This is a genomic window from Kocuria varians (assembly GCF_006539885.1).
GTDB classification, from domain to species: Bacteria; Actinomycetota; Actinomycetes; order Actinomycetales; family Micrococcaceae; genus Kocuria; species Kocuria varians.
Genome location: NZ_BJNW01000001.1, coordinates 122984 through 143942, shown reverse-complemented (window position 1 = coordinate 143942; position 20959 = coordinate 122984). Strand labels below are relative to the sequence as shown.

The 20959-nt window shown below is 70.6% G+C and carries 16 protein-coding genes; 14 read left to right on the top strand and 2 right to left on the bottom strand.

The window, feature by feature from the left end; translation table 11 throughout:
- Positions 1-11 precede the first annotated feature (11 nt).
- The 6 genes from rplQ (at position 12) to glmM (ending at position 6024) form a co-directional block, all read left to right on the top strand.
- Positions 12-776, top strand: a complete 765-nt coding sequence (rplQ, locus tag KVA01_RS00645; RefSeq protein ID WP_141268520.1) for a 50S ribosomal protein L17, sunset domain variant — start codon at positions 12-14, stop codon at positions 774-776.
- Between the two features lie 105 nt (positions 777-881).
- Positions 882-1943 carry a tRNA pseudouridine synthase A gene (locus tag KVA01_RS00640; protein ID WP_141268518.1) on the top strand — a complete coding sequence of 354 codons (1062 nt, stop codon included), beginning with the start codon at positions 882-884 and terminating at the stop codon, positions 1941-1943.
- Positions 1944-2247: 304 nt separating this feature from the next.
- Positions 2248-2691, top strand: coding sequence for a 50S ribosomal protein L13 (gene rplM, locus KVA01_RS00635; RefSeq protein WP_055085393.1), 444 nt, complete (start codon positions 2248-2250; stop codon positions 2689-2691).
- A 31-nt stretch (positions 2692-2722) separates the two neighbouring features.
- The gene (gene rpsI / locus KVA01_RS00630) at positions 2723-3226 is read left to right on the top strand and encodes a 30S ribosomal protein S9 (protein WP_068466838.1); all 504 of its coding nucleotides are present in this window, start codon (positions 2723-2725) and stop codon (positions 3224-3226) included.
- 362 nt (positions 3227-3588) lie between these two features.
- A complete protein-coding gene (gene ppk2 / locus KVA01_RS00625) occupies positions 3589-4626 on the top strand; it encodes a polyphosphate kinase 2 (RefSeq protein ID WP_197461420.1) in 1038 nt (345 codons plus the stop codon).
- A gap of 48 nt (positions 4627-4674) precedes the next feature.
- Positions 4675-6024, top strand: coding sequence for a phosphoglucosamine mutase (glmM, locus tag KVA01_RS00620; protein WP_141268516.1), 1350 nt, complete (start codon positions 4675-4677; stop codon positions 6022-6024).
- Positions 6025-6152: 128 nt separating this feature from the next.
- On the opposite strand, the gene mscL is transcribed toward glmM, so the two are convergent.
- Both mscL and coaA read right to left on the bottom strand, forming a co-directional pair.
- Entirely contained in the window at positions 6153-6608 is a 456-nt protein-coding gene (gene mscL, locus KVA01_RS00615; RefSeq protein WP_068466842.1) for a large conductance mechanosensitive channel protein MscL, read from the bottom strand.
- A 117-nt stretch (positions 6609-6725) separates the two neighbouring features.
- Complete coding sequence (coaA, locus tag KVA01_RS00610; RefSeq protein ID WP_068466845.1) at positions 6726-7682, bottom strand: type I pantothenate kinase; 957 nt, start codon at positions 7680-7682, stop codon at positions 6726-6728.
- Positions 7683-7766: 84 nt separating this feature from the next.
- On the opposite strand from coaA, the gene glmS reads away from it, so the two are divergent.
- The 8 genes from glmS (at position 7767) to KVA01_RS00570 (ending at position 20891) form a co-directional block, all read left to right on the top strand.
- Positions 7767-9650: a glutamine--fructose-6-phosphate transaminase (isomerizing) gene (gene glmS, locus KVA01_RS00605; protein ID WP_068466847.1), complete on the top strand. Its 1884-nt coding sequence runs from the start codon at positions 7767-7769 to the stop codon at positions 9648-9650.
- Positions 9651-9875: 225 nt separating this feature from the next.
- Positions 9876-10247, top strand: a complete 372-nt coding sequence (locus KVA01_RS00600; RefSeq protein ID WP_068466849.1) for a holo-ACP synthase — start codon at positions 9876-9878, stop codon at positions 10245-10247.
- Entirely contained in the window at positions 10240-12093 is a 1854-nt protein-coding gene (locus KVA01_RS00595; protein ID WP_068466850.1) for a bifunctional ADP-dependent NAD(P)H-hydrate dehydratase/NAD(P)H-hydrate epimerase, read from the top strand. Before KVA01_RS00600 ends, KVA01_RS00595 begins: the two co-directional genes overlap by 8 nt.
- An 87-nt stretch (positions 12094-12180) precedes the next feature.
- Positions 12181-14379: a glycogen debranching protein GlgX gene (gene glgX / locus KVA01_RS00590; RefSeq protein WP_068466852.1), complete on the top strand. Its 2199-nt coding sequence runs from the start codon at positions 12181-12183 to the stop codon at positions 14377-14379.
- Positions 14380-14491: 112 nt separating this feature from the next.
- Entirely contained in the window at positions 14492-16861 is a 2370-nt protein-coding gene (gene treY, locus KVA01_RS00585) for a malto-oligosyltrehalose synthase (protein WP_141268514.1), read from the top strand.
- Positions 16862-16865: 4 nt separating this feature from the next.
- Complete coding sequence (gene treZ / locus KVA01_RS00580) at positions 16866-18686, top strand: malto-oligosyltrehalose trehalohydrolase (RefSeq protein WP_141268512.1); 1821 nt, start codon at positions 16866-16868, stop codon at positions 18684-18686.
- Positions 18687-18921: 235 nt separating this feature from the next.
- Positions 18922-20013, top strand: a complete 1092-nt coding sequence (locus KVA01_RS00575; protein WP_141268510.1) for an aldo/keto reductase — start codon at positions 18922-18924, stop codon at positions 20011-20013.
- Positions 20010-20891 (top strand): LysE family translocator, encoded by an 882-nt coding sequence (locus tag KVA01_RS00570; RefSeq protein WP_141268508.1) that lies wholly within the window; start codon positions 20010-20012, stop codon positions 20889-20891. Before KVA01_RS00575 ends, KVA01_RS00570 begins: the two co-directional genes overlap by 4 nt.
- Positions 20892-20959: the final 68 nt, after the last annotated feature.

The window sequence follows — 20959 nt, the reverse complement described above, 5'->3', positions numbered from 1 at the left end:
GGAGACCTACTATGCCTACCCCTACCAAGGGACCCCGTCTCGGCGCCGGGCCGACCCACGAGCGCATGATCCTCTCGAACCTCTCGCAGCAGCTGTTCGAGCACAAGCGCATCACCACCACCGTGACCAAGGCCAAGCGCCTGCGTCCCGTGGCCGAGCGCATGATCACCTTCGCCAAGCGCGGTGACCTCGCGTCCCGCCGTCGCGTCATGCGCCAGCTGACCGACAAGTCCGTGGTGCACGAGCTGTTCACCAGCATCGCCGCCGCCATGGAAGGCCGCGAGGGCGGCTACACCCGCATCACCAAGATCGGCAACCGCAAGGGCGACAACGCCCCCATGGCCGTCATCGAACTGGTGATGGAGCCGGTCGCCAACAAGGAGACCGTCGCCGAGGCCGAGCGCGCCACCGCCAAGGCCGCTCCGGCTCCTGCTGCTCCGGTCGACACCCCGGCGGACACCACCGCTGAGGACGTCAAGGCCAAGGAGATCCCCGCTGACGAGCAGGCTCCCGCCGTCGGCTCGGACGAGGCCGCCGAGGTCGCCGCGGAGAACAAGGACGCCGAGTTTGCCGGCTCCCACGCGCCGCTCGAGTCCGGTGAGGCCCCCGAGGGCTTCGCCATCAAGGGCAACCGCAACTCCATGAAGTACCACGTGCCTGGTTCGCGTTGGTACTCCGGCACCACCGCGGAGATCTGGTTCGACTCCCCGGCCAACGCCGAGGCAGCCGGCTTCCAGCCCGCGGGCGGCGCCGCCGCCCAGAAGATCTCCGAGTAGCTCGGAATTCTTCACCCGGTGAGCACACCGGTCACGACGCCGTCGCAGGTTCCTGCGGCGGCGTCGTCGTACCCGGGGAGCGTGATGGACGGAAGGACGAACGGCATGGACGGTGAGACGGTGCGGCTGCGGATGGGACTGGGCTACGACGGCGCTCCGTTCCGCGGGTGGGCCCGCCAGCCGGGGCTGCCGAGCGTGCAGGCCGCGGTGGAGGACGCCCTCGCACTGGTCTTCCGGATGCCGTACACCACGGTGGTGGCCGGTCGCACGGACACCGGTGTCCACGCGCGGCACCAGACGGTGCACGTGGACGTCCCCGAGCAGGCGTGGCGGCGGGTTGCCGAGGGACGACGCCGCCCGGTGCCCGGTGGCGCGGGGCAAGGTCCGCAGCGCAGCGCTGGTAGGAGTGAGAGGACGTCCCGTGCTGCCGCCGTAGACGAAGAGGCGTCGCGCCCCGGAGGAGCGGGGGAGGATGAGCCCCTCACCGGTGTAGCGCGGGAGCGCGAGACCTGCGCTGGCGGGACGGAGGAGGTTTCCCGTGCCGCCGCACGGAAGCTCAACGGGGCCCTGAACCGCGTGCTCGGCAAGGACCGCGCGGACCGGGGCTGGGAGCCGGCGACCGGTGCGGTGGTGGTGCACGACGTCGCCGTGGCGGCTCCGGGCTTCGACGCGCGCTTCTCGGCGCTGTCCCGCGGCTACTCGTACCGGATCTCCGATGCCGTGGCCGGGCACGACCCCCTGACCCGCGGCCAGTCGTGGTGGCTCGACCGCGAGGTGGACGTGGCCGCGATGGACGAGGCGGTGCGCGGGCTGCTCGGACTCCACGACTTCCTGAGCTTCTGCAAGCCGCGAGAAGGTGCCACCACGGTTCGCGAGCTGCAGGCGGCCTCCGTGCGGCGCGACGAGCGGGGGACGATCACCGTGGCGCTGACCGCGGACGCCTTCTGCCACCACATGGTCCGCTCCGTGGTGGGGGCGGCCGTGCGGGTGGGGGAGGGGCGCCGCCCGTCGGACTGGCCGCACGAACGGCTGCTGGCCAGGGAACGCGACGCGAGCGTGCTCATGGCCCCGGCCCACGGTCTCGTCCTGGAAGTGGTGCACTACCCGGGGCCCGAGGGGCTGCTGGGACGGGCGGAGCTCACGAGGGCGAAGCGGGCGACGTCCTAGCACCCTGGCTCCTGGCCCGTGGCCCCTGGCTCCGTCCCGTCGTCTGGCTGTCCCGCGCCCGCGGCGGTGAGTGGTGAGTGGCGACCCCGGCGGTGATCCGGTAACATGGAATGCTGTTGTGCGTGTTCTGCCCCGGTTCACGTGTACCCGTAACGGTCGCTCATGTTGCAGAGCGCAGGGCCGTGCGGTGCACCGGGTTGTGGACGCACGGATGCCGCCCGGATCTCACCCGGGCCCCGAAGCACAACGGAACCGATCGACACGAGTATTCGTGTCTTCAGCAGACAAACGAAGGCAGATCAACGTGCGTACGTACACTCCGAAGCCCGGTGACGTCCAGCGTCAGTGGCACGTCATCGACGCCACCGACGTCGTCCTGGGTCGTCTTGCCAGCCAGACCGCAACGCTGCTGCGCGGGAAGCACAAGCCGACCTTCGCTCCCCACGTGGACACCGGCGATTTCGTCATCATCATCAACGCGGAGAAGGTGGCCCTGACCGGCGCCAAGCTCCAGAAGAAGCGCGCCTACCGGCACTCCGGCTACCCGGGCGGACTCAAGTCCACCAGCTACGCCGAGCTGCTCGCGAAGAACCCCACGCGCGCCGTGGAGAAGGCCGTCAAGGGCATGCTTCCCAAGAACAAGCTGGCGGCCCAGCAGCTCTCCAAGCTGAAGGTCTACGCCGGTGCCGAGCACCCGCACCAGGCCCAGCAGCCCAAGCCCTACGAATTCACGCAGGTCGCCCAGTAATTCGGGCCAACGAAAACACATAAGGAGAATCGTGGCTCAGAACACTGAAGAGCAGATCAACGAGGACGTGGAGCTCACCAGCTACACCTCCGAGTCCACCGAATCCGCGACCGGCGGCGCCGTCCTGTCCGAGCGTCCCGCGCTGACCGTCCCCGGCCAGGCCGTGGGCCGCCGCAAGCAGGCCATCGCCCGCGTGCGCCTCGTCCCCGGCTCCGGCAAGTGGACCGTCAACGGCCGCAGCCTGGAGGAGTACTTCCCCAACAAGCTGCACCAGCAGGAGGTCAACGACCCCTTCACGCTGCTCGAGCTCCAGGGTGCGTACGACGTCATCGCCCGCATCAGCGGCGGCGGCCCCTCCGGCCAGGCCGGCGCGCTGCGCCTGGGTGTGGCCCGTGCCCTCAACGAGATCGACGCCGAGCACAACCGCCCGGCGCTGAAGAAGGCCGGGTTCCTCACCCGTGACGCCCGCGTCATCGAGCGCAAGAAGGCAGGCCTCAAGAAGGCCCGCAAGGCGCCGCAGTACTCCAAGCGCTAAACGACGCCACCCGGCCCTCGGCCGGAGTTGGTTCTACAGGGTCCCGTTCCCCGGCTTCGGCCGAGGGCCGGGGCCCTGCGTCGTTTTGCGCTTGGCTCCCCTCGCGCTGAACGACGCCGCTCGGGTTTCGGCCGGAGTTGGTTCTACTGGGTCCCGTTCCCCGGCTTCGGCCGAGGGCCGGGGCCCTGCGTCGTTTTGCGCTTGGCAACCCGGCGGCCGACGACGCCCCACGGCGCGGCGCTGTCGAAACCTGGCCGTTCGGCGTCGTGTCGGTGTGGCACGGGTAACAGTGGGGTGACGCGGGCGTAAAATCGTGCCCGGGGGCACCGTCGCTCCCGCCGCACCGTCACGAGAGGGCCCGCATGAGCAAGCAACCGGACCAGAAGCACACCACCGCACCCGCCGGGAAGGCGAAGGACGCAACCCCCGGACCTCATCAGCGCACTGCGGTGGACGACGCCCTCAAGAAGGAGCAGCACCGCGTGGCCGTGGTCGAGGACTACGCGGCGGAGCTGGACGAGATCGCGGAGCTGGGCAAGAAGCTGCACGAGGACCGGGGCATCGAGAGCTCGCAGGCGTGGAAGATCGGCTACCCGTACGATGAGAAGCTCTCCCGCAAGGAGTACGAGCGCACCAAGCGGGCCCTGCAGATCGAGCTGCTGAAGCTGCAGCTGTGGATCAAGGAGACGGGCCAGAAGCTGCTCATCATCTTCGAGGGCCGTGACGCCGCAGGCAAGGGTGGGGCGATCAAGCGCTTCACCGAGCACCTGAACCCCCGTGGCGCGCGGGTCGTGGCACTGGAGAAGCCCACGGACATCGAGCAGACGCAGTGGTACTTCCAGCGCTACGTGAAGCACCTGCCCTCCGGCGGGGAGATCGTGCTCATGGACCGCTCCTGGTACAACCGGGCCGGTGTGGAGCGCGTGATGGGCTACTGCACCTCCCAGCAGTACTACGAGTTCATGCGCCAGGCCCCGGAGTTCGAGCGGATGCTGGTGAACTCCGACACGCACCTCATCAAGTTCTGGTTCTCCGTGACGCGGGCCGAGCAGCTGGCGCGCTTCCAATCCCGGCGCACCGACCCCGTGCGGCAGTGGAAGCTGTCCCCCACGGACGTGGCGTCCCTGGACAAGTGGGACGACTACACGGAGGCCAAGGAGGCCATGTTCTTCTACACGGACACCGGGGACGCACCCTGGACCGTGATCAAGTCCAACGACAAGAAGCGGGCCCGTCTGGAGGCCATGCGCTACGTGCTCGCCCAGTTCGACTACCCCAACAAGGACCGCTCCCTGGTGGGGGACGTGGACACCAAGATCGTGGGCGGGGCCGCGGACCTCGCGGAGGACAACGGCACCAATCCCGACGGCTTCCCGGTGGTCCGCCCCGGGAAGGACTGATCGGCATGGGTCGGGTTTGTCCCCAGAATGGTCGTAGGATGATCTGCGATGTCTAGAATCTTCGGAACGGACGGCGTGCGCGGTCTCGCGAACGGCCTCCTCACAGCTGACCTTGCCATGGAGTTGTCGCAGGCCGCGGCGATCGTCCTGGGACACCGCCACGCGGCCGAGGGGCGGCGCCCCACGGCGGTGGTGGCCAGGGACGGCCGCGCGAGCGGCGAGTTCCTGGGTGCTGCGGTGACCGCGGGTCTCGCGAGCTCGGGCGTGGACGTGTACGACGCCGGTGTGCTTCCCACCCCCGCGGCGGCGTACCTCGTGGGCGACATCGACGCCGACTTCGGCGTGATGATCTCCGCGTCGCACAACCCCGCCCCGGACAACGGGATCAAGTTCCTGGCCCACGGCGGCAAGAAGCTCCCGGACGCCGTGGAGGACGCGATCCAGCAGGTCTACGAGGCCAAGGAGTTCGAGCGGCCCACGGGTGCGGAAGTGGGGCGGGTGCACCGCCTCTCGGACGCCGAGGACCGCTACATCCTGCACCTGGTGGGGGCGATCCCGCGCCGCCTGGACGGGCTGTCCATCGTGCTCGACTGCGCCAACGGTGCGGCCTCGGGCGTCTCCCCGGACGCGTTCCGGGACGCCGGCGCCTCCGTGCACGTGATCGGTGCGGAGCCCGACGGACTGAACATCAACGACGGCGTGGGCTCCACGCACCTGGAGCCCCTCAAGCGCACGGTCCGTGAGATCGGTGCGGACCTGGGCATCGCGCACGACGGCGACGCCGACCGCTGCCTCGCGGTCGACCACACCGGCACCGAGGTGGACGGCGACCAGATCATGTGCATCCTGGCGATGGCCATGAAGGAGGCGGGGCGGCTCGAGCAGGGCACGCTCGTGGCCACCGTCATGAGCAACCTGGGGCTGCAGCTGGCGCTGGACCGGGCCGGGATCAACCTGGTGCGCGCCTCGGTGGGGGACCGCTACGTGCTGGAGTCGATGGTCGCCAACGGGTACAACCTGGGTGGCGAGCAGTCCGGGCACGTGATCATGGCGGACTACGCCACCACCGGCGACGGGTTGCTCACGGGCATGATGCTCGCCTCGCGCGTGGCCCAGACCGGAATGCCCCTGCAGGAGCTGGCCACGGTGATGACCCGCATGCCGCAGGTGATGATCAACGTCAAGAACGTGGACAAGGCCGCCGCGAAGACGGACAGCGCCGTGCTCGCCGCCGTGGCCGAGACCGAGCGTCGTCTGGGGGAGGAGGGCCGCGTGCTGCTGCGCCCCTCCGGCACGGAGCCCGTGGTGCGCGTGATGGTCGAGGCGGCCACCGCCGAGGACGCCCAGCGAGAGGCCGAGGCGCTCGTCGCCGTCGTCGAGGAGCACCTGAGTCTCTGACGGGCGGTGGGCTGGGAGCCCGCAGCGCGAGGTGCCGGGTCAGTCGGCAAGGACCTCCACACGAAATGACCAGGGCCCCGCATCCGTCACGGATGCGGGGCCCTGGTCGTGCGGACGGGTGGTCTGGGTCAGAGCGCGGTGTTCCCGGGAGCCTCGTGGCGACCGGTCTCGGCGCCCGTGGCGGCCGTGCCGATGCGGCCTGCGGTCAGCGCGTCGCGGATCTCGGTGAGCAGGACGGTGTTGGGGTCCGCCTCCTCCTCCGCGGGCTGGATGCCGAGGCGGCGGTTGCGGCGCTCGATCATCTTGTTCATGGGCATCACCAGGCAGAAGTACACGGCCGCGGCGATGAGCAGGAAGTTGACGATCGCGGTCAGCAGGACCCCGAACTTGAGGTCGTTGCCGCGCAGGGTGAGCACGGCAAAGTTGTCGAAGTTGGGCGAGCCCACGATCGCGGAGATCGCCGGCATGAGCACGCTCTCCACGAGAGCGTTGACGATCTTCGCGAAAGCGGCGCCGATGATGACGGCAACCGCGAGATCCATCACGTTGCCCTTCATGATGAATTCTTTGAAACCTTTGATCATGGCGTTCACAGTACTGAGCAACTGCATGGACAATGAAGTTGGCGGGACGAAATATCGTGGACGTCATATACCGCAGCCCCTACCTGCGGGCACTCCGGTCGACCGGGAGTGGACGGTTCAGTTCTTGCGCAGCAGCACCCTGCGGATCTTGTGGTCGTGGTCCTTCGAGAGGATCAGGCGGGCCCGGCCACGGGTGGGCAGCACGTTCTGGACCAGGTTGGGCTCGTTGATGCGGTGCCAGATGTCCGTGGCCACGCCCCGCGCCTCCTCGTCCGTGAGGTTGGCGTAGCGGTGGAAGTAGGACTCCGGGTCCGCGAACGCGGAGGAGCGCAGGGCTCGGAACCGGTCCACGTACCAGCGCTCGATGTCGTCGGTGCGCGCGTCCACGTAGATGCTGAAGTCGAAGAAGTCGCTCAGGGCCAGTGTGGTGCGTCTGCCGGTCTCCAGCTTGGCCGGGGCGAGCACGTTCAGCCCCTCGACGATCACCACGTCCGGGCGGGTCACCACCACCTCCTCGTCCGGGAGGATGTCGTAGGTGACGTGGGAGTACTTGGGGGCACGGACCTCCGGGGCCCCGGATTTGATCTCCGCGACGAAGCGCAGCAGGGCTCGGCGGTCGTAGGACTCCGGGAACCCCTTGCGGTCCATGAGCCCGCGGCGTCGCAGCTCGGCGTTCGGGTAGAGGAAGCCGTCCGTGGTCACGAGCTGCACGTTCGGGGTGGAGGGCCAGCGGGCGAGCATCTCCCGCAGCAGTCGCGCGGTGGTGGACTTGCCGGCGGCCACGGACCCCGCGATGCCGATCACGAACGGGGTGCGCGCGTGGTGCTCGCCCAGGAACGCGTTGGTCGCGGCGTTGAGCTGCGTGGAGGACATGTCGTAGAGCGTGAGCAGCCGGGAGAGGGGGAGGTAGACCTCGCGCACCTCGTCCACGTCCAGGCGGTCGCCCAGCCCACGCAGGTTCTCGATCTCCTGCGCGGTGAGGGGGACGTCGATCTCCGTGGAGAGTCGCGACCAGGTCTGCCGGTCCAACTCCACGAACGGGGAGACGCGCTGGGTGGTGGGCTGTGTGCTCATGCTCGGACCAGTGTAGGCCCGAGAGGTTCTGGACGGTGACGTGAACCGCAGGGCCCGGGGCCGGTTTCCGGTACAGTACTTTTCATGTGTGGAATTGTGGGATATGTGGGCTCGGATCGTGCTGACGGGCGGAAGCACACTGCACTCGACGTGATTCTCGAGGGGCTGCGCCGCCTGGAGTACCGCGGGTACGACTCCGCCGGTGTCGCGGTCATCGCGCACGGTGAGGTGGAGTACCGCAAGAAGGCGGGCAAGCTCAGCAACCTCCTCGAGGAGCTCGAGGAGCATCCGCTGCCCGAGTCGAACATCGGGATCGGGCACACCCGCTGGGCCACCCACGGTGGCCCGTCGGACGTCAACGCCCACCCGCACGTGGTGGACGGCGGCAAGCTCGCCATGATCCACAACGGCATCATCGAGAACTTCAGCGAGATCAAGCGCGAGCTGACCGCCGCGGGTGAGACGTTCGTGTCCGAGACGGACACCGAGGTTGCCGCGGTGCTGCTGGCGCGCATGTACAACGCCCAGGACCCCGCGCACAAGGACCTCACGGTCGCGATGCAGGACACGTCCCGCCGGCTCGAGGGTGCTTTCACGCTGCTCGCCGTGCACGCGGACGTCCGAGACCGCGTGGTCGCCTCCCGCCGCAACTCCCCGCTCGTGATCGGGCTGGGCGACGGCGAGAACTTCCTGGGCTCGGACGTCTCCGGCTTCATCGACTACACCAAGCGTGCGGTGGAGATGGGCCAGGACCAGATCGTGACCATCACCGCGGACGGCTACGAGATCGTCGACTTCGACGGCAACCCGGCGGAGGGCAAGCCCTTCGAGATCGAGTGGGATGCCGCCGCCGCCGAGAAGGACGGCTACCCCTCCTTCATGGAGAAGGAGATCCACGACCAGCCCTCCGCCGTGGGGGACACCCTGCTCGGGCGCCTGGACGAGAACGGCAGCCTCACGCTGGACGAGATCAAGATCGACGAGTCCGTTCTGCGCTCCATCGACAAGATCGTGGTGATCGCTTGCGGCACCGCCGCGTACGCCGGGCAGGTGGCGCGCTACGCCATTGAGCACTGGTGCCGGATCCCCACCGAGGTGGAGCTCGCGCACGAGTTCCGCTACCGGGATCCCATCGTGAACGAGAAGACCCTCGTGGTTGCGGTCTCCCAGTCCGGCGAGACCATGGACACCCTCATGGCGGTGCGTCACGCGCAGGAGCAGGGCGCCAAGGTCGTGGCGATCTGCAACACCAACGGCTCCACGATCCCGCGCGAGGCGGACGCCGTGCTCTACACGCACGCCGGCCCGGAGATTGCCGTGGCCTCCACCAAGGCCTTCCTCGCGCAGATCACCGCCGCCTACCTGCTGGGCCTCTACCTGGCGCAGCTGCGCGGCAACAAGTACAAGGACGAGATCGCCTCGCTGCTCGCGGAGCTCGAGGCCATGCCGGGCAAGATCCAGCGGGTGCTGGACGAGGTCGAGCCACAGGTCAAGGAGCTCGCCTCGAGCATGAAGGACGCCGGTTCGGTGCTCTTCCTGGGCCGTCACGTGGGCTACCCCGTGGCCATGGAGGGCGCGCTCAAGCTCAAGGAGATCGCCTACATCCACGCCGAGGGCTTCGCCGCCGGTGAGCTCAAGCACGGTCCGATCGCGCTGATCGACCAGGGCCAGCCGGTCATCGTGATCGTGCCCTCGCCGCGCGGCCGCGACTCGCTGCACGCCAAGGTGGTCTCCAACATCCAGGAGATCCGCGCCCGCGGCGCCGAGACCATCGTGATCGCGGAGGAGGGGGACGAGGCGGTGCGCGAGTTCGCCAACCACGTGTTCTACGTGCCCGAGTCGCCCACGCTGCTCCAGCCGCTGCTGGCCACCGTGCCGCTGCAGATCTTCGCGGCGGAGCTGGCCGGGGCCAAGGGCTACGACGTGGACCAGCCGCGCAACCTCGCGAAGTCCGTCACGGTCGAGTAGACCGCACGGATCCTGCCACGACGGCGGGTGGCGCTCCTCGCGGGGAGGTGCCACCCGCCGTCGTCGTTCCCGCTGCGTCCCGTGCCGTCCTGCCGGGCCGGGTCTCGCCCCCGGTGTTCCTGCTCCCCCGCCACCACGGACCTGGCAACGTGTTCGAGCGCACCGGAGGCCGGGGCGGCGGTCGAGGACCTCCAGGACGTCCGGGGCCGCCGGTAGGCTGGCGGCATGATCGTGGGCACAGGCGTGGACATCGTGGACATCGTGCGTTTCGAGCGGCAGGTCGCCAGGGCGCCGCGGCTGGTCGAACGGCTGTTCGTGCCCCACGAACGGGAGCTGCCGCTGCGCTCGCTCGCCGCGCGCTTCGCGGTGAAGGAGGCCGCGGCCAAGGCACTGAAGGCGCCGCCGGGGATGATCTGGCAGGACTGCTGGGTCACGAACGACGACGACGGCGCGCCGCACCTGCACACGCGCGGCACCGTGGCCGAGCAGGCGCGGCGCCAGGGCGTGAGCACGTGGCACGTGACGATCTCCCACGACGGCGGCATGGCCGTGGCGTTCGTGGTGGCCGAGGGCCGGGAAGGTGAGGCACATGATTGAGGCGTACTCCGGCGGGAGCATCCGCGCCGCCGAGCAGCCGCTGCTGGACGAGGGCCTGGGGGGCACCCTGATGCGTCGCGCGGCCCACGGACTGTTCCGCGGGTGCGAGGAGCAGCTGCGGCTCACGGAACCCCGGGGAACCGTGGTCGGGAAGACCGCGGTGGTCCTCGTGGGCCCGGGCAACAACGGCGGTGACGGACTGTGGGCGGGGTCCTTCCTGCGGTCCGCGGGGGTGGCCGTGACGGCCATCCTCACCGGGACGAGGGCTCACGAGGCGGGTCTGCGCGCGCTGCTGGCCGCGGGCGGCAGCGCGGTGCGGCTCGTGCCGGACGGATCCGGTGCGGGGGCGCCCGGGCAGGGCACGTCCGAGGCCATGGCGGCGTCGCGGCCGGTGGGGGTCGAGGCGGCCGCGGAGCTGATGGCCTCGGCGGACCTCGTGGTGGACGCGGTGCTCGGCACCGGTGCGCGCGGCGGACTGCGCGGACTGCCCGCCGAGCTCGTGACGGCGTTTCGGGGTGGTCAGCGGGAGCGTCGCGGCACGGCGGAGAACGGAACTCCGCGCATCGTGGCGTGCGACCTGGTCTCGGGGGTCGACGCGGACACCGGTGAGGCTCCCGAACCCCTGCTGCGGGCGGACGCGACCATCACGTTCGGTGCCGCGAAGACGGGGCACGTGGTCTCGCCGGGCGAGCAGGCCGGGGGAGCGCTCACGGTCGTGCCCATCGGGATCGAGGAGAGGCTCGGGGAGGTCGACGTGCACCGGGTGCAGGCCGCGGACGTCCTCGCCGCATGGCCCCGCCCCGGCGCGACCGACACCAAGTACACGCGCGGGGTGCTCGGCATCGTCGCCGGTGCTCCCAGCTATCCGGGTGCGGCGATCATGTGCACGCAGGCAGCGATCCAGGCGGGCGCCGGCATGGTGCGCTTCCTGGGTGACTCCACCACGCGGGCCATGGTGCTCGCGCGCAGCCCGGAGGTCGTGCGCTCGGACGAGCAGCCGTGGGACGTGCACGTGCAGGCGTGGCTCGCCGGGCCCGGCGTGGTCGGGGACGAGTCCCAGGCCGCGCGCGTCCAGGCGATCATCGAGGCCGAGGAGCCCGCCGTGCTGGACGCCGGGGCGCTCGACGCCGCCGCACGCTCGGTCGCGGACGGGCCCCTGGGACCCCACAAGATCCTTACACCGCACGCGGGGGAGCTCTCGCAAATCTTCGAGTGGCTCGCCGGTTTCGGCGTGGCGGACGCCCCCGTGCGGCGCACGGAGATCGAGGCCAGCCCGCTCCACTGGGCCCGCGAGGCGGCCCGGCTCACCGGAGCCACCGTGCTGCTCAAGGGGGCGACGACGGTGATCGCCTCCCCGGTGGCCGTGCCCGGGGGTGAGGCGGGCACCCAGGACACCGCGGCGTCGGAGGCCGGGACCTCGGACGCCGGGACGTCGTCGGCCGGGACCACGGACGCCGGGACGTCGTCGGCCGGGACCACGGGCAACGGCGACGACGCCGCCCCGGGTGCCGCGGCGGCGTCGGCCTCCGAGGGCGGTGGCCGACAGGGCGGGAAGCCTGCTGAGCCGTGCCTGTGCCTGAGCGTGGGGGACGCGAGCCCGTGGCTCGCGACCGCCGGGTCCGGGGACACTCTCGCCGGGGTGCTGGGCACCGTGCTCGCCCACGTGGCCGAGCACCCGGACGCGCTCGCGGAGCTCGGACCGTGGGCGCGCGGCGAGGGCCGCTGGGCCGCCGCGGCTGCGCTCGGCGCGGGACTGCACGCACTCGCGTCGCGGGCCGGGGGCGAGGGGCCCGTGCCGCCGTCGGTGCTCGCGGAGCACGTGAGGGCGGTTCTCACCCGTCCGTAGGCCCCGGGGGGAGCGGCTAGGGTGGGTTGTCGGCCGGTGAGCGGGCACCCGCGCACCGGCCCCACCACACGCTGAGGAGAGAAGTACATGGAAGTTTGGCCAGGACACCCGTACCCGCTGGGCGCCACGTTCGACGGGACGGGGACCAATTTCGCGCTCTTCTCCGAGGTCGCGGACCGCGTGGAGCTGTGCCTGTTCGACGCGGACGGCACGGAGACCCGCGTGGAGGTCACCGCCGTGGACAGCCACGTGTGGCACTGCTACCTGCCGTCCGTGCAGCCCGGTCAGCGCTACGGCTACCGCGTGCACGGTCCGTGGGACCCCTCCCAGGGGCTGCGCTGCAATCCCGACAAGCTGCTGCTGGATCCCTACGCCAAGGCAGTGGAGGGTGGGATCGACTGGGACGAGTCCCTGTTCTCCTACAACTTCGGCGACGAGGACTCCGAGAACCACGAGGACTCCGCCGCGCACATGATGAAGGGCGTGGTGATCAACCCGTTCTTCGACTGGGACGGCGACCGCACTCCCCACACCCCGTACCACAAGTCAGTGGTCTACGAGGCCCACGTCAAGGGGCTCACCGAGCAGCACCCCGAGGTCCCCGAGGAGCAGCGCGGCACCTACGCGGGCGTGTCCCACCCGTCCGTGATCGCCCACCTCAAGAAGCTCGGCGTGACCGCGGTGGAACTCATGCCCGTGCACCAGTTCGTGCAGGACTCCACCCTGCTGGAGAAGGGCCTGCGCAACTACTGGGGCTACAACACCATCGCGTTCTTCGCGCCCCACAACGAGTACAGCGCCGCCTCCCACCTGGGCAGCCAGGTGCAGGAGTTCAAGGCCATGGTCCGCGCGCTGCACCAGGCGGACATCGAGGTCATCCTGGACGTGGTGTACAACCACACCGCCGAGGGCAACCACATGGGCCCCACGCTGTCCATGAAGGGCATCGACAACAACGCCTACTACCGCACCGTGGACGACGACCACAAGTTCTACATGGACTACACGGGCACCGGGAACTCGCTGAACGCGCGCCACCCCCACTCGCTGCAGCTCATCATGGACTCGCTGCGCTACTGGGTGACCGAGATGCACGTGGACGGCTTCCGCTTCGACCTTGCGGCGACCCTGGCCCGTGAGTTCTACGACGTGGACAAGCTCTCCACGTTCTTCGAGCTCGTGCAGCAGGACCCGATCGTCTCGCAGGTCAAGCTCATCGCGGAGCCGTGGGACATCGGCCCCGGCGGCTACCAGGTGGGCAACTTCCCGCCGCAGTGGACCGAGTGGAACGGCAAGTACCGGGACACCGTGCGCGACTTCTGGCGCGGCGAGCCGGCCACCCTGGGCGAGTTCGCGTCCCGTGTGACGGGCTCGGCGGACCTCTACGAGAACAGCGGCCGCCGCCCCTTCGCCTCCGTGAACTTCGTGACGGCCCACGACGGCTTCACGCTGCGGGACCTCGTGTCCTACAACGAGAAGCACAACGAGGCCAACGGCGAGGACAACAACGACGGCGAGTCCCACAACCGCTCCTGGAACTGCGGCGAGGAGGGCCCCACGGACGACGTCGAGGTGCTCGCCCTGCGCGCGCGCCAGCAGCGCAACTTCCTGGCCACCCTGATGCTCTCGCAGGGCACGCCCATGCTGCTGCACGGCGACGAGCTGGGGCGCACCCAGCGCGGCAACAACAACGCGTACTGCCAGGACAACGAGCTCACGTGGATCAACTGGGAGAAGGTGGACGCTCCGCTCGTGGAGTTCACGTCCGCGATCACCCACCTGCGCCACGAGCACCCCACCTTCCGGCGCTCGCAGTTCTTCGACGGCCGCCCGGTGGAGATGGGGGACCACTCCGAGGGCGATCCCATGCCGGACATCGCGTGGCTGAACACGGACGGCACGCCCATGGTGCCCGCCGACTGGGACGAGCCGCTGGCGCGCTCCGTGGGCATGTGGCTCAACGGGCAGGGCATCGCCGGGGTGGACATGCGGGGTCGCCGGATCACGGACGAGAACTTCATCGTGTACTTCAACTCCAACCCGGAGTCCGTGGACGTCACTCTCCCGCCGGCCGAGTACGGCCACCGCTGGGAGGCGATCTTGGACACGGCGGGCAAGCACTCGGGCGGCGCCGTGCGCGAGCACTCGAGCGTGCTGAGCATGGAGGGCAAGTCCACGGTCCTGCTGCGGGCGTGGCACGAGCCGGAGGAGGAGCCGGACGCCTCCGTCGCCGCCTCGGTCGCGGCCTCCGCGGCGGTCTACGCCGCCACCACGGACGAGGTCTGATCCGGCGTACGGGCCGCTGACCCGCGGGTCAGCGGCCCGTGCGCCGTCGCGGGAGGTCACGCCCTGGGCGGACCGACTGGCACGAGCCGTCGCACTCCGCAAGACTGAAAGGGTGCTGACACCCACTTCCACGTACCGGCTGCAAATCACCTCCGAGCAGGACCTCCACCGCGCGGCGGAGCTCGTGCCCTACCTCAAGCGCCTCGGCGCGGACTGGGTCTACCTCTCGCCGATCCTGCGCGCGACCAGTGGCTCGGACCACGGCTACGACGTCGTGGACCCCACGCAGGTGGACCCGCAGCGCGGCGGCTCCGAGGGGCTGACGGCGCTCTCGGAGGCGGCGCACGGGGCGGGGCTGGGCGTCGTCGTCGACATCGTCCCCAACCACCAGGGCGTGGCCGCCCCGGACCAGAACCCGTGGTGGTGGTCGCTGCTGGCCGAGGGCCGGGACAGCCGCTACGCGAGCGCGTTCGACGTGGACTGGGAGGCCGGCGGGGGCAAGGTGCTGATCCCGGTGCTGGGCGACGGTGACGAGGACCTCTCCGTCCTCACGGTCGAGGACGGCACGCTGCACTACTACGACAACGTGTACCCGCTCGCGGAGGGCACATGGAGCGAGGGCGACGACCCCGCCGAGGTGCACTCCCGCCAGCACTACGAGCTGATCAACTGGCGCCGCGGGGACTCCGAGCTGAACTACCGGCGCTTCTTCACCGTGGCCACGCTCGCGGGCGTGCGCGTGGAGGACCGCGAGGTCTTCGACGAGTCCCACGCGGAGGTCTCCCGCTGGTTCGAGGAGGGCCTCGTGGACGGCCTGCGCATCGACCACCCGGACGGCGTGCGGGACCCGCAGGACTACCTGGAGAAGCTCGCGGAGCTCTCGGGCGGGGCGTGGACCGTGGTCGAGAAGATCCTGGAGCCGGGGGAGTACCTGCCGGGCGAGTGGCGCACGGCGGGCACCACCGGCTACGACTCGCTGGGCTGGATCGACCGCGTGCTGACCGATCCGAACGGGCAGTACGAGCTCGCGTCCCTGGACACGAAACTGCGCGGGGGAGACCCTGTGCGCTGGGACGAGGTGATCCGCGGCACCAAGCGGCGCATGGCGGACCACGGGCTGGCGGCGGAGGTGCACCGGCTGGTGCGCGAGCTGCCCGCCGATCTCGGCCACGACGCCGAGCGCTGCTACGACGCCCTGGCCGAGATCCTCTCGAACTTTCCCGTCTACCGCACCTACCTGCCCGAGGGCGCGGATCACCTGCGCGAGGCGGTGGCCGCGGCGCGGCAGTCCCGCCCGGACCTCGCCCCGGTGATCGACGACCTCGCCGCGGTGCTCGGTGCCGACGCCGCGCGCGCCGAGGACCTCGCGGAGGTCGCGCGCCGCTTCCAGCAGACCTCCGGAATGGTCATGGCCAAGGGCGTGGAGGACACCGCGTTCTACCGCTACACCCAGCTGACCTCCCTCACGGAGGTGGGCGGCGACCCGTCGGTCTTCTCCCTGACGCCCGAGCAGTTCCACGCGGAGGCGGCACGGCGGCAGCGGGAGTCCCCGCTGACCATGAACGCCCTCACGACCCACGACACCAAGCGCTCCGCCGCCGTGCGCGCGCGGATCACCGTGCTCGCCGAGGAGCCGCAGGCGTGGTCCGAGACGGTCTCCACCCTGGTCGCCCGCGGTCACGAGGCCGGTCTGAGCCTGCCTGACGGGCCCGCCGCGAACCTCGTGCTGCAGGCCGTGGTGGGTGCCTGGCCCATCGAGCGCGAGCGCGCCGTGGACTACGCCATGAAGGCCGTGCGGGAGGCCTCCGTGTCCACCGCGTGGGTGGACGGGGACGAGGAGTTCGAGGCGGACCTCACCCGGTTCATCGACCTGCTGCTCACGGACCCGGGGGCCCGCGGCGTCGTCGAGGGCTGCGTGGCCCGCCTCGCGGAGCCCGGCTGGCACAACGCCCTGGCCGCCACGGCGCTGCAGCTGACCCTGCCCGGCGTCCCGGACGTCTACCAGGGCCAGGAGCTGTGGGAGCCGTCCCTCGTGGACCCGGACAACCGCCGCCCCGTGGACTTCGCCGCGCGCTCCGGGCTCCTCGACCAGCTCGACGCCGCCGCGCCCGGCAGCGCGGAGGCCACCCCCGCCGTGGACGGTTCCGGTGCCGCGCGGATGCTGCTGACCTCGCGGGTGCTACGCCTGCGCCGCGAGCACCCGGAACTCTTGGCGGACTACACGCCCCTCACGGTGAGCGGCGCGCTCGCCGAGCACGCCCTGGGCTTCGACCGCGGCGGCGTGGCCACCGTGGTCACGCGCTTCCCGGCCGGCCTCGCCGCGGCCGGCGGCTTCACGGACGAGACCGTGGAGCTCGCCGCCGGCACGTGGCAGGACGTCCTCACGCTCCGCGAGGTCACCGCCGCCCCGGGCGAGGGCGTGGCGCTCGCCGACCTGCTGACCCCCTACCCCGTGGCCATCCTGCGCCGGAAAGACGACTGACCCCATGAGCACTGACCACCGCTTCGACGTGTGGGCGCCCCACGCCCGCACCGTGACCGTCCGCATCGAGGGCGAGGACCACCCCATGGTGGGCCTGCCCGGCCGCCCCGGCTGGTTCACGCTGGCCGAGGACGACGCCGCGCCCCAGGGTGTGGTGCGCTACGGCTACATCCTGGGCAAGACCTTCGACGAGGGCACGTCCGAGGAGCGCGAGCAGGTCTCCCCGGTGCTGCCGGACCCCCGCTCGCGCCGCCAGCCCCAGGGCGTCCACGAGCTCTCGTGCACGTTCGACCCGGACGAGTTCGAGTGGCACGACGCCGGGTGGCGGCCGCTGCCGCTGCAGGACTCCGTGCTCTACGAGCTGCACCCCGGGACCTTCACGCCGGAGGGCACACTGGACTCCGCGATCGGGCGGCTGGACCACCTGGTGGAGCTGGGCGTCACCGGGGTGGAGCTGCTACCCGTCAACGGCTTCAACGGGGACCACAACTGGGGCTACGACGGCGTCGCGTGGTACACCGTGGACGAGTCCTATGGTGGCCCGGCCGCGTACCAGCGCTTCGTGGACGCGTGCCACGCGAAGGGCCTGTCCGTCATCCAGGACGTCGTGTACAACCACCTGGGTCCGAGCGGGAACTACCTGCCGCTGTTCGCGGACTACTTCAAGCCCGGAGCCTCGAGCTGGGGCGACCTCATCAACCTGGACGGGTGGGGCGCGGACGGGGTGCGCGAGTACATCCTGGACAACATCACCATGTGGCTGCGCGAGTACCACGTGGACGGCTTCCGCCTGGACGCCGTCCACGCGCTCGCGGACTCCCGGGCGAAGCACATCCTCGAGGAGATCGCCGAGCGCGTGGCCGAGGAGGCGCAGCGCACCGGCAAGGACCTGGTGACCATCGCGGAGTCGGACCTCAACGACCCCCGGATGATCGCGGAGACGGACCGGCACGGGCTCGGCATGGACGCCCAGTGGCTCGACGACGTCCACCACGCCGCGCACACCGCGTTCACCGGGGAGACCCAGGGCTACTACGGGGACTTCTCGTCCCTGCACGCGCTCGAGAAGACCATGCACACGGCGTACTTCCACAACGGCACGTACTCCACGTTCCGGGGGCGCTCGCACGGGCGCGAGATCGACCCGATCGAGCAGCGACCGTACCAGTTCGTGACGTTCCTGCAGAACCACGACCAGGTGGGCAACCGCGCCGCCGGTGACCGCATGAACCAGTCCATGAGCGTGGACCGGGCCGTCGCGGCCGCCACCTGGCTGCTGACCCAGCCTTTCACGCCCATGCTGTTCATGGGCGAGGAGTACGGCGCGAGCACCCCGTGGCAGTTCTTCACGGCGCACCCGGAGCCCGAGCTGGGGGAGGCCGTGGCCAAGGGCCGCAAGGCGGAGTTCGCGCAGATGGCGTGGGACCACGACACCGTGCCGGACCCGCAGGACCCGGCCACGTTCGAGCGCTCCAAGCTGCGCTGGGACGAGGTCCACGAGGGCGATCACGAACGGATCTTCACGGCGTACCGGGACCTGATCCGGCTTCGCCGTGAGACCCCGGAACTCACGAACCAGGACTGGGACGCCGTGGCCACCCAGGCCAGCGACTCCGAGCAGTGGTTCGTGCTCAAGCGCATGAGCGAGCCGGAGTCCGTGCACGGCGTGGTCGTGGCCATCAACCTGGCCCACGAGCCCCGCGAGCTGCCGCTGATGGGCGGGGATGCGCCGCAGCTGCTCTTTGCGAGCGGCGCGCAGCCGGAGCCGGGTGCCGAGGGCACCGTGCGTCTGGCCCCGGAGACGGCGGCGGTGCTGCGCGTCTGATCCCGCGCCCCATTGACGACGACGCCCGCTCCCGGCCGGGGCGGGCGTCGTCCGTGTGCGGGGGCGGGGCGAGAGATGCCCGTGCGGTCCGTGCACGTGCCACCGCGGGTGGTTCGCGGGGTCTCCCCACGCGACGGAGGCGCACACCCCCGAAAGGGGCCGCGCGGCGTCGTCGTCCCCGGTGCGGACGGAGCGCGGGAGGTGCGCGGCGCGGGGTCGGTGGCAGACTGGGACCATGCTGACGTATGGCGACGACACCGTTTGGACACCCGCTGAGGACCGCTACGAGACCATGCCCTACCGGCGCGTGGGGGAGTCGGGGCTGAAGCTGCCGGCCATCTCGCTGGGGCTGTGGCACAACTTCGGCGACGACAAGCCCGTGGCGGGCATGCGGGCCACGCTGCGCCGGGCGTTCGACCTGGGGATCACGCACTTCGACCTGGCCAACAACTACGGTCCGCCCGCCGGCTCCGCGGAGCTGAACGTGGGACGGATCCTGCGCGAGGACTTCGCGCGCCACCGCGAGGAGCTCGTGATCTCCTCGAAGGCCGGGTGGCAGATGTGGCCCGGCCCGTACGGCGGTGTGGGCGGGTCCCGGAAGTACCTCGTGGAGTCCCTGGACCAGTCCCTGCAGCGCATGGGCCTGGACCACGTGGACATCTTCTACCACCACCGCCCGGACCCGGACACTCCCCTCGAGGAGACCATGCGCGCGCTGGACCACATCGTGCGCTCGGGACGGGCGACCTACGTGGGCGTCTCCTCCTACGGCGCGGACCTCACGCTCGAGGCGCAGCGGATCATGCGCGAGCTGGGCACGCCGCTGCTGATCCACCAGCCCTCCTACTCGATGCTCAACCGGTGGATCGAGGAGCCCGTGGATGCGGCGGACGGGAAGAACCTGCTGGCCGCGCTGACCGAGTGCGGCATGGGTTCGATCGCCTTCTCCCCGCTCGCCCAGGGGATGCTCACGGACAAGTACCTGGACGGTGTGCCCGAGGGCTCCCGGGCGGCGGCGGGCTCCTCGCTCAACCCGGACTGGTTGACGGAGGAGACCCTGGACCGCGTCCGCACCCTGAACTCCATGGCCGGTGAGCGAGGGCAGACGCTCGCGCAGATGGCGATTGCCTGGGTGCAGCGCCCGCAGGAGACCGGCCAGGTGACCTCCGCGCTCGTGGGGGCCTCCTCCGCGCGCCAGATCGAGGACTCCGCACGGGCGGTGAAGCACCTCGATTTCACGCAGGACGAGGTGCGCCGCATCGACGAGCTCGTCACGGACGCGGGCATCAACATCTGGGGTGCGGCCACCGCATCCAAGCACGCGTGAGCCCTGGGCAGTACGCGGCACTGCTGGGGGTGTGGATCGCGGGGATCGTGATCCCCGGCCCGGACGTCTTCCTGATCCTGCGCAACGCCTTCCTCTCCACGCGCCGCAACGCGATGCTCACGGCCGTGGGGATCGTGGTGGGCAACGCCGTGTGGATCACGCTGTCCCTGCTGGGCGTGACCGTGCTGATCAGCGGCAACCACGTGCTCAAGCTGCTCGTGCAGATCGCGGGCGCGCTCTTCCTGGCGCGGATGGGCTACGGGTCGCTGCGCGGCGGTCTGGCCACGCGCGCCGCTCGGCCGAGCTCGACGGGGCGGGCGGTGGGCGGCACGGGAGTGCCGGGTGACGACGACGCCGCGCAGCCGGTGTCTGCGGAGCGTCCCCTGTCCGCCGAGCAGCCTTCGCTCGACGAGCAGCCCGGGCTCGCCGGGCAGCCCCTGGCCGCGGAGGACGCCGTGCTGGAGCACGAGATCGCGGAGCAGAGCAGGAGCTCGGGCTTCCTGGGGGCCGCCGGCCTCACCCCGTGGCGTGCCCTGGTTCAGGGCGCGGTCACCAACCTGGCGAATGCCAAGGCCCTCGTGTTCTTCGTGGCGCTCTTCGGCTCGTTCGTCCCCGCGGACGTCTCCTGGGCCGGGGCACTCACGGCGCTGGGCCTGCTGATCGCGGTCGCGCTCGTGTGGTTCCTCTTCGTGGCGTGGGTGGGCTCGATCCCGGCGCTCGCCGCGCGGCTGCGGGACCGCACAGCGGAGGTGGAGATGGTCTCCGGCGTCGTCTTCCTGGCGGTCGCAGCGGGTCTGCTCGTGGAGGCCGCGCTGGCGTTCCGACGCTGCGGCTTTCCGCTGCCCAGGCTTACCGGTACTCCGGTACTTCGGTGTTAAGGCACTCTGGTACGCCGGTGTTGCGGTGCTCCGATGTCCGAGTGCTCCAGGCGGGCGGGGGCGTGCGG